Origin of the sequence: Paenibacillus sp. PastM-3, from assembly GCF_029893965.1 — a bacterium.
Taxonomy (GTDB): domain Bacteria; phylum Bacillota; class Bacilli; order Paenibacillales; family Paenibacillaceae; genus Paenibacillus_AQ.
Genome location: NZ_JARXXP010000030.1, coordinates 19,778 through 32,597 on the forward strand (window position 1 = coordinate 19,778; position 12,820 = coordinate 32,597).

At 50.7% G+C, this 12,820-nt stretch carries 12 protein-coding genes; 4 read left to right on the top strand and 8 right to left on the bottom strand.

Annotated elements, in window-relative coordinates; all coding sequences use genetic code 11:
* Positions 1-45: 45 nt before the first annotated feature.
* The 4 genes from M2108_RS26870 to M2108_RS26885 all read right to left on the bottom strand — a co-directional run bounded on the left by M2108_RS26870 (position 46) and on the right by M2108_RS26885 (position 3,454).
* Positions 46-1,146 (bottom strand): DUF3048 domain-containing protein, encoded by a 1,101-nt coding sequence (locus M2108_RS26870; protein ID WP_277472433.1) that lies wholly within the window; start codon positions 1,144-1,146, stop codon positions 46-48.
* Positions 1,147-1,338: 192 nt separating this feature from the next.
* Positions 1,339-2,115, bottom strand: coding sequence for a DODA-type extradiol aromatic ring-opening family dioxygenase (locus tag M2108_RS26875; protein ID WP_277472434.1), 777 nt, complete (start codon positions 2,113-2,115; stop codon positions 1,339-1,341).
* 78 nt (positions 2,116-2,193) lie between these two features.
* Entirely contained in the window at positions 2,194-3,024 is an 831-nt protein-coding gene (locus M2108_RS26880; protein WP_277472435.1) for an alpha/beta hydrolase family protein, read from the bottom strand.
* A gap of 229 nt (positions 3,025-3,253) precedes the next feature.
* Positions 3,254-3,454, bottom strand: a complete 201-nt coding sequence (locus M2108_RS26885; protein ID WP_277472436.1) for a hypothetical protein — start codon at positions 3,452-3,454, stop codon at positions 3,254-3,256.
* 186 nt (positions 3,455-3,640) lie between these two features.
* Between M2108_RS26885 and M2108_RS26890 the strand changes: the two genes are divergently transcribed.
* Together M2108_RS26890 and M2108_RS26895 are read left to right on the top strand one after the other, a co-directional pair.
* Positions 3,641-4,303, top strand: a complete 663-nt coding sequence (locus M2108_RS26890) for a DUF1129 family protein (protein WP_277472437.1) — start codon at positions 3,641-3,643, stop codon at positions 4,301-4,303.
* A 39-nt stretch (positions 4,304-4,342) separates the two neighbouring features.
* Positions 4,343-5,266 carry a hypothetical protein gene (locus M2108_RS26895; RefSeq protein ID WP_277472438.1) on the top strand — a complete coding sequence of 308 codons (924 nt, stop codon included), beginning with the start codon at positions 4,343-4,345 and terminating at the stop codon, positions 5,264-5,266.
* A gap of 157 nt (positions 5,267-5,423) precedes the next feature.
* Here M2108_RS26895 and ilvA read toward each other — a convergent pair whose 3' ends face one another.
* From ilvA to M2108_RS26910, 3 genes are all read right to left on the bottom strand, one after another.
* On the bottom strand, positions 5,424-6,686 hold the full coding sequence (ilvA, locus tag M2108_RS26900) for a threonine ammonia-lyase IlvA (protein WP_277472439.1): 1,263 nt from the start codon (positions 6,684-6,686) through the stop codon (positions 5,424-5,426).
* Positions 6,687-6,858: 172 nt separating this feature from the next.
* Positions 6,859-9,036 (bottom strand): methyl-accepting chemotaxis protein, encoded by a 2,178-nt coding sequence (locus M2108_RS26905; protein ID WP_277472440.1) that lies wholly within the window; start codon positions 9,034-9,036, stop codon positions 6,859-6,861.
* A 441-nt stretch (positions 9,037-9,477) separates the two neighbouring features.
* On the bottom strand, positions 9,478-9,717 hold the full coding sequence (locus tag M2108_RS26910) for an aspartyl-phosphate phosphatase Spo0E family protein (RefSeq protein WP_039869646.1): 240 nt from the start codon (positions 9,715-9,717) through the stop codon (positions 9,478-9,480).
* Between the two features lie 265 nt (positions 9,718-9,982).
* Here M2108_RS26910 and M2108_RS26915 point away from each other — a divergent pair, with 265 nt between their 5' ends.
* Both M2108_RS26915 and M2108_RS26920 read left to right on the top strand, forming a co-directional pair.
* Positions 9,983-10,123 (top strand): hypothetical protein, encoded by a 141-nt coding sequence (locus M2108_RS26915; RefSeq protein ID WP_277472442.1) that lies wholly within the window; start codon positions 9,983-9,985, stop codon positions 10,121-10,123.
* A gap of 161 nt (positions 10,124-10,284) precedes the next feature.
* On the top strand, positions 10,285-11,106 hold the full coding sequence (locus tag M2108_RS26920) for a polysaccharide deacetylase family protein (RefSeq protein WP_277472443.1): 822 nt from the start codon (positions 10,285-10,287) through the stop codon (positions 11,104-11,106).
* A gap of 165 nt (positions 11,107-11,271) precedes the next feature.
* Here M2108_RS26920 and M2108_RS26925 read toward each other — a convergent pair whose 3' ends face one another.
* Positions 11,272-12,678 carry a helix-turn-helix domain-containing protein gene (locus M2108_RS26925; RefSeq protein ID WP_277472444.1) on the bottom strand — a complete coding sequence of 469 codons (1,407 nt, stop codon included), beginning with the start codon at positions 12,676-12,678 and terminating at the stop codon, positions 11,272-11,274.
* Between the last annotated feature and the right edge of the window lie 142 nt (positions 12,679-12,820).

Here is a 12,820-nt window from a genome sequence, read left to right on the forward strand (position 1 = left end):
CGAACTTAGATTACATTTCTTTGAACCGCCATTTATCGTTCACATTCATTCCGGGATTGTTGATGCCGTATATTCTACATGACTTGCAAAAGACGGGCTGTTCGGCACGATCAGGACGTGGCTGATTCCCGGATACATCAAGGCTTCGGTTCCATCGGTTTTCACAAAACGGATCATATCGTCCGGCTTCCGCGCCCACTTGCCTGAGATGACGGTTCCACGCTGAAACAGCAGCGCCTCTCCGCCCAGCTCGACATCAATCTGCAGCCGGCCGACATCGTCCAATACTTTATGGTCTGCCCCAATCACCATAATATTAGCCGCTTCCACCCGATTATTATTGTTCAGATCCAGATGCACCTTACCGTTGACCAGACGCGCATAGGTTCGGCGTTCTGTGTCGTATTTATATCCTACTGTATAGCTCTGAAGAAGATAATGGATCTTCAGCTCTGCTGCAGCCGTCCCCTCCGTCGGCAGATAGTCCGGATCGGTGAATACATAGGAAGGAACCTCTATGCTGTCCGAGTAGCCCAGCTTCTCCGCCCCTTCCAGCAGCTTGGCTGTATTACTGTACAGATTGTGTGGTGCCTTGCGCTCCTTGTCACGCCAGAAATAAGCGCCGGCGTTGCCGATCTCGTCCATATCCGCCTTCTTCTGCCGCTGGAGAATGGCATATGCCGCGGGGCTGCCTCCCGCATGCACCGTCACAGCGCCGTAGCTCTCGCCGAGATCGATCAGATACGGGCGGATGCTGCGGACCGGGCCGATTTTGACTACGCCGATATGGCTCTGAAAAATCGCGATCAGCCGTGTAATCCCGCCCTCCGCCAGCACTTCATAGAGGACATCCGCTTCACTGATGCCCGATTGCGGCCGGGCGGCCGGCGCGTTGTTGATCATCACAGCGAGCGGCCGCGTCAGGCTGCCTTCTTGCACCGGCAGCCCGGTTAATCCGGACAGCTGCCGCACCGGGGGAGCCGTAGTCGGCGAAGGCTCGGGCTGTTCACTCGGCTGCGGCGATGCCGTCGCCACTGCCGGCGGAGCAGCCTCCGGCGCTGCCTTCCCGCCTCCGCAGGCGGAGAGCAGCATTGAAGCAAGCATAAGCCCGGTGAGTAGCCGGGTTGAGCTGCGGTTTATTTTCATATCCTTCTTACCTCCTTAGATTTGAGCTATCTTTTTTTAAACTTATACTAGATAAATATAGGGATAGGGACGGAGGGGGATTTTGGATATCTTCTTCCATTTAAGCACAGCCCGTCCCCTTTGTCTTGATGGAGACACAAAAAAGGATACAGCCTCTATATCGGCTGTATCCTAAGCTAATTTTATTTAACGTTAATCGACCATCCAGCAATTCAGGCTTAAGGTTCCGTACTGATAGGCCTGAATCATCAGCTGCGCCTGCCTGCCGGTATCAGCAGTTCCCATGATATAGAACAGCGGGACGAAATGCTCCTTGCCATAAGACGGAACGGCGGCCCGCACATGCGGCGCCTTCTTCTCATAGGCGAACAGTGAGGGCAGATCCCAATTCTGCAGTCCTTCAGCCAGCCAGGCGTCAAACTCCAGTGCCCACGGCTCAGGCTGGTCATCCTCCTTCAGCATCCGCAGATTATGGACAAGTCCGCCGCTGCCCAGCAGCAGAATTCCTTCCTCGCGCAGCGGAGCAAGCATCTGTCCGATCTTATATTGCTCCTTGGGTGAACGCAGAGAATCAACGGATAAGGCCACGACCGGAATATCGGCCAGCGGGAACATTTTGCTGAGGATGACCCACACGCCATGGTCGAGCCCCCGGCCCAGAACCGGCTGGTGCGGAAGATTCCCTTTACTGAAAAGCTCGGAAATCCGGCTGCTTAACGCAGGATCACCTGGGGCCGGATAGGAGAGCGAATACATCTCTTCCGGAAATCCATAGAAATCATGCTGCGCTTCATGCTGTGCATCTACTGTAATCAGTTGTTCTGGACTATCCCAATGTGCAGAGAAAACTACGATGCCCCGGGGCTTCCCCAGATCCTGGCCAAGGCGCTCCAGAAAACGGGTGTATTCGTTATCCTCCAGTGCAAGTAGCGGTGAGCCGTGCGCAATGAAAAATGCCGGTAATTTCATAGGAGCCTACCTCCATAACCCAGTATATGGTCTGCCCCTTTATTCTACCGCTAATCGGCGCGGAATGCGAACAGCATACTAGATCATCCAGTTCTGCCATTCCTGCTGCAAATGCTCCTGCTGGTCCATCCATTCCTTAGTCCGCTTCAGCACCTGCTCCTGCGCCGGTCCGGACGAGAAGGTATGGTCAGCCTGGAAAATAATCTCCTTGTCGCAGCGCCCCTCCGGGCGGGTCCAGAACAGCTTCTGGTACAGGAATGCATAATCCACAGGAATGACATCATCAGAGGTTCCGTGGATAACCAGCACATCCCCGCTGAATTTACCCGCCTCCTGGAACGGCTGGAAGGCCGCCAGGGAATTGAAATACACCGGAGTAAAGGAATAGCCGGCATAATCAGCTGCGCCTTCCTTGACAGAGCGGTCATAGGCATCCCTGCCTACGATCTTCACAATATCATTGAACGGATAGCCGACCGCGGCCCATAACACCAGATTCTTAACCCGGCGGTCACGGACGGCCGTCAGAAGGGCTACTGCCCCGCCCAGGCTGTGGCCGATCAGTGTAACACGCTGCGGGTCAATATCTGCAGCACCGATTCCGTAATCCAGCACTGCACGGGTCTGGGCAATCAGCGACTCGATGTCCTGGCTGCCGTAATTCCCGCTGCTCTCGCCGCAGCCTGCATAGTCAAAGCGGATGACCATGTAACCGTCCCGGGCCAGCTCGCGCGCAGCCTTAACAAAGATCCGGTCCACACCGATCCGGTTGCCTACGAACCCGTGGCAGATAACGGCCAGCGGTACCCGGTCCTTGCAGCGTCCCGTGGCTCCCTTTTCCCGTGATGGATAATGTATGCTCGCAGTAAGCTCTTCCTGTTCATACCGGATTACAATATTCCGCTCCATTGCTGTATCCTCCTCTTAAAGAAACGCCGTCCCAATATATTATTATTCCGATTAACTTAGTATGATTAATATCTTTATTATACTTTCCCTAGTCCTTTTGTCAACAGTATTACACTAATGCAGCCGCCAGACAAGAATGTATTCAGTGAAGCGGGAGACGCCGGCATGCACTAAAAAAACCTCTTCCGCTCTATTGAGCACAAAGAGGCTGAAGATTACGCTGCTATACTCACTCGTAGCTGCTGTGAAACATATCGTGGGTCTCCTGACGTCCTTCCCAATCCTCGAAGCCTGTTACCGTGTCCTGGGCTGCCGCATCCCATAGACTGTAGCCGTCAGAGCCTCCCCAATCGCCGACTCCGCTGTTCTCTGCAGGCGCGACGCCGTCACCGCTAAATGTCCCTGCCTGTTTTTTGTCCTCATAACCCATAACGTTACCTGCCCCTTCCTTGTAGCCCGATTTGTGAAGCTAATCACAAGTTTAGTGTTTACTCTTCCAAAATAGATTATTCATACCAGGCAGAGGGTTGTCCTTGCACACAGCAGCCGGGCAAACGTATACTCTAGATTGAAGGCTTTTGTGCTTACCCGATACCTGGAGGTTTATAATAAGGCTATGAAAGTTAAAGCTATGATTAAGGAAAATAATGCCTTACGCGAGCAGATGACACCATTTAACCGTTCTTACTTTGAGGATATGATTCTGGCCATGCGGGCCAGCCGGGTAGAGCGGATCCGGGCAGAGGAGCTGCTGCTTGAAGCTGCCCGTCTGCTGCTGCAGGGCCAGAGTAAGGGCAGAGACGCCAAACAGATCTTCGGGGAGAACCCGGAGGATTATTTCAAGGACATTATGGGCAGTGTTCCCGCACGGCCTGAACGCAGCAAACTGAACTATTATCTGATGATTGCCTGGACGGCATTAACCCTGATGTTCTCCGTGCTGGCCGTCGGCGGGCTTATTGTGAAATGGAGCGGAAGCTCTGCGGACCTGTTCAGCAAGCTCAGTGTATTTACGCTGATTCTCGTAGGCCTGGGCTCTATTGTGCTGATGGAGCTGCTGATGCGCTGGATGTCTTCCCTGTCCGAGAATGACGCACCAGGGCCCCGAACCTTTAATATCAAGGCTCTTGGCATCTACATTGCTATAGCCGTTGTCGTCATCTTTGCCGGCGCCTTCCTTGATAATCTGTTTCCTGTCATTACGGTCTCGCCCTGGGTTAGCCTGGCTTTAGGCGCAGCCGGAGGGCTTGGGCTGAAATTCATATTTCTCAGATCATAGACTTCTTATTCCACTCCGACAATTACAGGGGGATCTTCCATGAAGAAGCATAACATTCTACTGACAGCACTGGCTTTCATTATCGTACTCCAGGGAGCCGCCTTCTCCGCATATGCTTCAGGCGCACCGGCTGCCGCTTCTAATACAGCAGACACAGGCATCAGCCATGCCCAGGCAGTCTACCAGGCTGCCCTGCCGCTGCTGACAGACTCCGCCAAGCTGCCCCAGGCGATTAAATATTTGAACAGCAGCATCTATGCGGTTACCCCTTATCAGGCTACCATTCTGGTTCTCAATCTGGAAAATGTCCACAAGGCCGGGCTGAAGGCATGGGAGAGCCGGTTCAGCAACAGCACGGTACAGCGCAAGCTTGGCACCATATACACATCCGGCGCCAGCATGGCTAAGCTGGCCGAGAGCACGAATGACAGCACTCTCCGCGCTCTGCTCAAGAGTGCCGGGGAGAGCGGATATAAACTGGAGACAGCAGAGGGCACTTATTTTCCGGTAATCGATTATGCAGCCTACCGCAAATATAAACTGTACGTGACAAGCGATATCAGGGAGTATATTACGATTATGGCGACCGAATCCGATCTGCCCTCCTCCAAGGATAACGGACTGGTCATCGGCTGGTCTGAGGTAGCCGGACGGGCGCTGAGCCAGGAGCAATTCATTAGGAACCACCCCAAGTCCAACCGGACAGGTGCGGTCAAACAGCTGTATGCCATGTATGAAACCGACACCTTCTACGGCCAGAATAACACCCCGCTGTTCCACTATGACAATCAGGAGATGGATCTGGAGGCCCAAAAGGCCTACAGCAGTTTCCTCACCCGGAATACCGGCAGCAGCCCCTTCCTGCAGAAGCTTGAGGGCTTTATGAAGCTGCTGAAGGAGAACGGCTATAAGCTGGATGACGCCGTCGAGAACTACCGGAAGGCAGAGGTTCCGCTGTCTTAGACCTGTGAGAATGCAAGATTCATAGGGTGATTGCATAAATCCTTGAGCGCTTAAGGGCCGCAGCAGGCATAGTGCCCATGCAAATTCCAAGCCAAAAAGGCCCGCTCTGCGGAGAGTACTCCACAGGCGGGCCTTTTTGGCTGTTTTGAACTAAACGCTAGATCAGCATATTGAACAGATTCGGCTCCTTGTTGATCTCCGTATAATCGACGCCCTTCTGCTTCATCCGCTCAATCAGCGGCTCATAATCCTCCCGCTGGAACAGCTCGATGCCGACAAGGGCCGGACCGTTCTCCTTATCATTCTTCTTGGTATATTCGAAGCGGGTGATATCATCATCCGGACCGAGCACCTCGGCCAGAAATTCCTTCAGTGCACCGGCACGCTGCGGGAAGTTAATCATGAAGTAATGCTTCAGCCCCTCATAAATCAGCGACCGCTCCTTGATCTCCTGCATCCGGTCGATGTCGTTGTTACCACCGCTGACGATGCATACCACCGTCTTGCCGCGGATCTGATCCCCGTACATGTCAAGTGCCGCAATCGGCAGCGAGCCGGCCGGCTCAACCACAATCGCATTCTCATTGTATAGCTCCAGTATGGTCGTACAGGCCTTGCCCTCAGGCACCTTGACCACATCATCCAGATGACGGGCACAGATATCATAGGTCAGGCCGCCGACACGCTTGACGGCAGCGCCGTCCACAAATTTGTTGATCTCATTGAGGGTAACCACTTCACCGCGCTCTATGGCTTCACTCATGGAAGCAGCTCCTGAAGGCTCCACCCCGATAACCTTGGTTGCGGGGCTTACGGTTTTTACATAAGTGGCTACACCTGCAGCCAGACCGCCTCCGCCAATGGTAACGAACACAAAGTCTGCCGGCTTGTCCAGGTTCTCCATAACCTCCATGGCTATCGTGCCGTTGCCGGCAATAATCCGCGGCTCATCAAACGGGTGTATCAGCGTCATGCTATGATCAATGCAGGCCTGCAGCGCTTCGTCATAGGCATCATCAAAGGTGTCCCCTTTGAGAATAACCTCGACAAATTCGCCGCCAAAGCGCCGGACCTGCTTAATCTTCTGATTGGGAGTCGTGCTTGGCATAAAGACTTTGCCTTTGATGCCGAGCGCTTTGCAGGAATAAGCCACACCCTGCGCATGGTTGCCTGCACTCGCACAGACAATGCCTTTGGCCCGGTCCTCAGCAGACAGGCTGCGGATCATATTGTAGGCTCCCCGAATCTTGAAGGAGCGGACAATCTGCAAATCCTCACGTTTCAAATATACATTACAGCCGTATTTGGCCGACAGCACCGCATCCAGCTGAAGCGGTGTACGGACGATTACCTCCCGCAGCACATGGTGGGCCCGCACAATATCTTCCATTCCTACGATCCGGTCTTCGCCGTCTCTCATCAAGTTCCTCGCCTCACTGTCTCTATCTAAAATTTTCGCTTCTTGTAACATACTCTCCCAAAGACATTTTATCAAGTACTGTCTGCTTGGGGCAATACTCCAGCCCCGCCGCAAACTCAAAAAAACAGCCTCACGCACAAGGCAATGAGGCTGATTGCAATGATTACAGCTACTAAGCTTTAAAGCGGGCTACAGCCTGCTGCAGCAGAGCCGAGCTGTGCTTGATATCTTCCATCTCGGCGACAATGCCGCCTGATTTGCTGATAATCTGCTCTGCCTGTACAGCAATGCTTCCTGCTCCCTCAGCCCCTTCATTCGTAGCGCTGCTGGTCTCTGCAATAGCTGTCAGCATGCTTTGGACAGAAGCGAGCAGCTGCTCGGAGGTGGCACTGAAATCCGTTACCAGCTCTTCAATATACATAGCGTCCTCACTGTACCGCTGGCCGGTTTCCTGCATGGAATCGTAATCCTTGCGCACTTGGCCGCCCATGAAGCGCAGCATGGTTTCCGCCCCGTCCACTAGCTTGGCGACAGCCTCTACTACGGCTGCTGTAACATCCTGAATCTCGGAAACCGTCTCACGCGAGGTATCTGCCAGCTTGCGGATCTCCTCGGCGACAACGGCAAACCCGCGTCCCGCATCGCCTGCTCTGGCTGCTTCAATAGAAGCATTAAGCGACAGCAGATTGGTCTGGGCAGCAATTTCAAGAATAGCTCCGGACAGCACTTGAATCTGTGCAATCGACTTGGACTGCTCTATTGCACTGCGCAGCTTCTCCTCACTCTGTCCGTATACCATATCAGCCTGCAGCCGTGAAGCGATAGCAGCCTGCTTCAGCCTGTCCGCACGTTCATTGATTCGTCCGGCAGCCTCCGCACCTTCCTGTGCTTTGCGGGCGATCCCGCTCACTGCATGCCCGATTTCATCAGTACTTGCACTCATCTCCTGCATGGAGGCTGCCGTCTGCTGCATCCCGGCGGACAATTCCTCAGTAATACCCGAAATTTCCGAGATACTGCCATCCAGCGCGAATACATTCTGCTCCGTATTGTCGAGTGCTCTGGAGATACTGCCGGAGCTCATCTTAATATCCTGAATCAGCTTCTGCTGGGTTGCGATCATCTCGTTAAAGCCGTCAGCGAGCAGGCCGATTTCCCCTTTGGCCGTTACCTTGGCCCGCACCGACATATCACCGGTCATCGCGGCCCGGAATGCTGCTGTCAGGATCGGAATCTGCTTCAGAATACTATTGGAGACAAAATAGAGCAGAACCGACATCACAGCTACAGCGCCAATTACGGACAGTAAAAAGATCAGCTTGAAGGTCTGCAGAACCTTTTCCGCGTCAGCCCGGGGAACAATCAGCGCAACCGACCACTGGTTCTGCACAGCAGGAGCATAAGAAACATAGCTATCCGTTCCGTCAATATCCGAGGTGATTACATTAGCCCCCCACTGCACCATAGCATCGCCGACAGCCTTCCAGTCGGGACCGAGCTCACCCATTTTTTTCAGCAGAATGTTGTCCGGATCCGGATGATAGATGAATGTCCCTGTCTTATCAATCAGGATTGCAAATCCGCTTCCATTGTAATTGAACTCGCTCAGCGCCTGGGTTATCTGCTCGGTTGAAATATCTACACCCGCTACCCCGATCAGCTTACCTGATTCATTCTGGATCGGCGCAGTGACGCTTACCACCATTTTGCCGGAGCCGGCGTCAATGTACGGATCTGTTACAGTGACCCGGTTATTCCGGGCAGTGGAGGTATACCAGTCCCGCTCCTTCATATTAAAGTCAGCCGGAGGCTCGAACTCAGCCTGAGTAATAACCTTGTTCACCGCATCCAGTCCAATATAGACGTTCAGCAGATTTTTATTGCTCTCCTTGATCAGGTTAAGCGTCTCAATGAGCTCGGTATAGCCTTCTGTCGTCTTCACCGCATCCGCCGATTCCACATTTCCGATAAAATTGCGGATATAACTGTTCGCATTCAGCAGCTCCACACTCTCCGAGGCTGGCTGAAGCAGATCATTGACCTTTACATTGATCTTTTCCTTCTCATAGGACAGCGAGCTGTTCAGATCCTCCACGATAATCTGCTTAGCATTGCTATAGATAACCAGGGCCACGGCAATAATAATAGCAACCACCGACACAATGACGGACAAAAACAGCTTGCCCCGGATGCCCATATTGCGGACCGGACCAATCAGTGACTGCAGTGCAGGAAGCGGCTTTGCTGCTGCATTGGTATACTCTCCAGGTTTTCTCTGCCCCTCTACAGCGGTAAGCTCCGCCTTCTGCCCCTTTCCGCTCTTCACTTCCTTAATTTTTCTTAGTGCCATAGGCTCCCCACCTTTAATAAATATGAGCCGACTGTACTCTCTTCTGAAAATGATCCAGCTGTGTTCGACTTATTTCTGCTTATTTCTGCAAAAAAACTCTTTATCCCTTTACTGTTTCACCTCGAGCTGTGAAAATACTGTGACCATGTCAGGTTTTTTCATAAAAACCCATGATTAAATAAACGTTTTTATATAAATAAGCATTCGTTTTAAGTGAATTATTGGTGTAAAGACAAAATCTATGGATCACATGTGAGGTTTGTTATCAAAAAATACAACCTTAAGCCGGATGGATTAATGGATTGATTATGGCAAGAGGCCGTTAAGGGGTAGAAAAAAGAGGATGCAGAAGCGGCAAAGGGTACGTCCAATCACTGTGCAAACGTTTTGCCGCAACTACGCAAAAAAATTCTAAATCTGGGTGTCCGGGGCCTGGAGCGTTTAGCTGAAGCTCAGCTGACGCGTCTGCTCAGCATGGTTAGCCTGGGCGGCCGGGGACTTGCTGCGCAAGGCTCCCATTGCACGTCTGAAGCAATACCGGTTGTAATCATTTATAAGTTCATCAAGTACCATCGATTGATGGAGCACCATGGGATGTAAGAGATCAAATTGCTGTTCGAGCTTGTTCAGTTTATAGCGTGCTTGTTCAATGCTTTGTTTCATACATTCCGAGTCTATCACCTTTTATCCCTCCTTTTTATAGTATTGTAAAATAGTATGCGTTTCTCTATATGAAATTTTTTTTCAGAAAAATAATAGTATTTAAATAAAGGATGCTTATAAAACATGTCACAATTTTTGCCTTCTGAAGCGTTATAAACTTAGAAGTGAAAATCGGACATGGGAGACTGAAACCTTGAACATAAATAGACTTAGACTGCTAATATGCTATATTTGCGTTGTTATACCGCTATTGATTTTTTGGTATGCTCTAATGGATAATGTTATGGCTAAGCTCGAAATCACCGGTGTGGACGGATACAAGATCTCGACAGAAGCCTATACTCTAGCTCCGGATCTTGAGGTTTTGGTTGCTAAGGATGTGGCCGAGCAGGTTCTGGATGCCCGTATCAGCTGGCAGGAATAGGCTCCGCTTCCCAATGGTATTTACTACAAGGATCAGGTGGCCGTGCTGATGTACCATCATCTCATCGGGGAACCCGTATCGCTGGATCCGGGTGTGTTAACCGCAGGACAGTTTGATGAATATATGCAGCTGCTGAAGCAGAAGGTTTTCAGGTTATTACGATGAAGCAATACCGGCAATTTATGCTGGAGAATGCGCCCGTCCCCGATAATGCTGTTTTACTGACTTTTGATGATGGATATGAGAGCTTCTATAGGCTCGCATTTCCCATCCTGCAAAAGCACGGCTATACTGCAGCTAACTTCATTATTGCTTCAGACGTTGATCATCCGGATGGAAAGAAGGTACCCAAGCTTACCTGGGAGCAGATGCGTGAGATGAAAAACGCCGGAATGAGCTTCTATAATCATACCTACAATCTGCATTATTACGGCGTTGTCGATGCAGAAGGGGGAACCCGTCCTGCGGCAAGTAACCTGCTGTACATAAATGATGAGAACCGAAACGAGCTGAATGAAGAATACTACAGAAGAGTAATCGGGGACCTGGCTCAGGCGGAACGCAGGCTTAAGGAAGAGCTGAATAGCACGGATTCGGCAATTGCTTTTCCTTACGGTTCATTTAATGACAGGCTGCTGGAAGCGAGCAGCTCACTAGGAATCGATTTGAGGTTCAGTATCCGGGAGGGCCTCAGCTCCAGAAGGTCACCGGTCGCACCGCGGATTAACAAAGGAGACAGCGCCCTCACCCCGGCTCAATTCATAGAACCATTGAAACATGCTGAGCCACTGATGGAAATGATTGTGAACTCAAGCAAGGTTCCTCTTGCCTGGACTCAACCGCAGTTGAGGGACGGGGTGCTATTGGTCCCTTTAAGCCCCCTATGCAAAGTGCTGGGGATTGAGATGGACTATGATCAGGACACCCGGACATTGAAGCTGACCCCGGGCGGCCTGAGCACGGATGATGTAACACTGAAGTAGCCAGTGCTTGTCTAAGTGACTGAGCTGCAAAAGTTAATAACAAAATAAAAGACCAGCCGGAAGGCTGATCTCAGGCAATCTAATTACAGACAGCCATGAATATTGGACGGAGTTATAGGACTTCCTTGAGATACGCCAGGAACAACCAATACGGCTAATAACAAGCTACTGACTACCAACAACCCTGCTAATTTTCTTTTCATTCAGACCAAGCTCCTTTTTAATTAAATTTTGGTATTGCTGCTGTATATCAAATGATGCGTAATCTCGGAATTGTTCAAACAAGCGCACAAATGATAGTATGCGGGCTTCGTTATTGATAAACTCCGCCTTCTCCAAACCAGCCAGCACATATCGGAAACCCTCTGAATATAGCTCATTCCATAGAGAGTAATAGCCTAATTGATAGCAGCACTCTGTGGATTCTTCATCTATAATCTGAGCTGTATAGATGCCCGCAGACTCCGACTGCAGCGAAAGATAGGGCATGAGCCGGGACTTAAACTTCTCCAGAATAATATCGATATTAAAATCAAATCTATTTGCAGCCTTCGTAATATTCAGAATTCCTATCAGTATTTCTTCTTTATCACTCTCAATGAATTCTGCATATTCATGTAGGACACTCTCATTTCCCATCATAAGCTTACATACGAATATATTAGCTTTAGCCCAACCCTCAAATAGCTGGATCCACTTCCCGGCTTCTTCATCTCTGTTCTTCACCCAGCTCAAATCAGCATATCTATAGGCGTATTCAAGCGCCTCTTCATAAGCTCCCCTTGCATCACAGACACCGCCGCGCAGCAAGTCTGAAAACGCCAAATATGCAAATAGGGGCCGCTTAAGCTTCTTATGATAAGCCTCTCTCTTTGCCTCTGGTTGAGAGGTTAGCCCAAGCTGTATCTTAGCCTTAATTCCAAGCTCTGCAGCAATTTCATCAACCTTATCCCAGCGTCGTAACGACTTGTATGTATTAGCTAACTCCCTTAGGGCATCCAGCTGATCAAGCTCATCGAGCCTTTCCACAAAAGGCTCAAATTGAATCGCCGCCTGAAGATTGTTCTCCTGATTATCTCCCAGCCGGAGCATATACAGCCGGTACTGGCAGAAGGCCAGACGTTCCGAATGCTGTCTCCGTTCACTTGCGGCAACACTCTCATAGAGAATAGCAGCGGCCTTAAACTTACCGGTAGTATAGAATTCTTCAGCAACCTCAAACAAAAGTGGTGAATATGTCAGGTTGTCCAATAACAGCTGTACTGACTGGCGAATGCAATTCAGGCAGTCCAGCTCCGCACACCGGAACAGAAAAGGTCTGATTCTGCGCCAGTTTGGTACGGTTTCAACGATACACTCCTGAATATAATGCTCGTAGTAATACCCTTCCGGCAAGCCCAGCACCCTGGTTATCCTGTCCAGCTGATCAACCGCGAGTACCCTGCTCCCCTTCATTAAGGAGCTGACCGTTCCCGCATTAAGGCCCGCTCTTCTGCCCAACTGGCTGAGATTCAAGCCCTCCCGTTCAATATAGTCTTCCAGCTCGCTGCGAATCGTGGTTGTATAGATCAAATAACCACCTCCTGAAGGAACATCGGCAATGCCTGAAATATCCTCAACTTCACCGCTGAAAACTGATAACTTTTTCTAATATATTACAAATATAGCCAATCCCTCCTCATTGGTCAACCCTTTTTTTCCTTGATTTCTACAT

Bases quoted from the DNA above. Each gene is read 5' to 3' on its own strand.
- M2108_RS26920 (WP_277472443.1), top strand. From the start codon at position 10,285: ATGAAGCAATACCGGCAATTTATGCTGGAGAATGCGCCCGTCCCCGAT.
- M2108_RS26880 (WP_277472435.1), bottom strand. From the start codon at position 3,024: ATGGAGCGGAATATTGTAATCCGGTATGAACAGGAAGAGCTTACTGCG.
- M2108_RS26905 (WP_277472440.1), bottom strand. From the start codon at position 9,036: ATGGCACTAAGAAAAATTAAGGAAGTGAAGAGCGGAAAGGGGCAGAAG.
- M2108_RS26875 (WP_277472434.1), bottom strand. From the start codon at position 2,115: ATGAAATTACCGGCATTTTTCATTGCGCACGGCTCACCGCTACTTGCA.
- M2108_RS26890 (WP_277472437.1), top strand. From the start codon at position 3,641: ATGAAAGTTAAAGCTATGATTAAGGAAAATAATGCCTTACGCGAGCAG.
- M2108_RS26895 (WP_277472438.1), top strand. From the start codon at position 4,343: ATGAAGAAGCATAACATTCTACTGACAGCACTGGCTTTCATTATCGTA.
- M2108_RS26915 (WP_277472442.1), top strand. From the start codon at position 9,983: ATGGCTAAGCTCGAAATCACCGGTGTGGACGGATACAAGATCTCGACA.
- M2108_RS26870 (WP_277472433.1), bottom strand. From the start codon at position 1,146: ATGAAAATAAACCGCAGCTCAACCCGGCTACTCACCGGGCTTATGCTT.
- ilvA (WP_277472439.1), bottom strand. From the start codon at position 6,686: ATGAGAGACGGCGAAGACCGGATCGTAGGAATGGAAGATATTGTGCGG.
- M2108_RS26885 (WP_277472436.1), bottom strand. From the start codon at position 3,454: ATGGGTTATGAGGACAAAAAACAGGCAGGGACATTTAGCGGTGACGGC.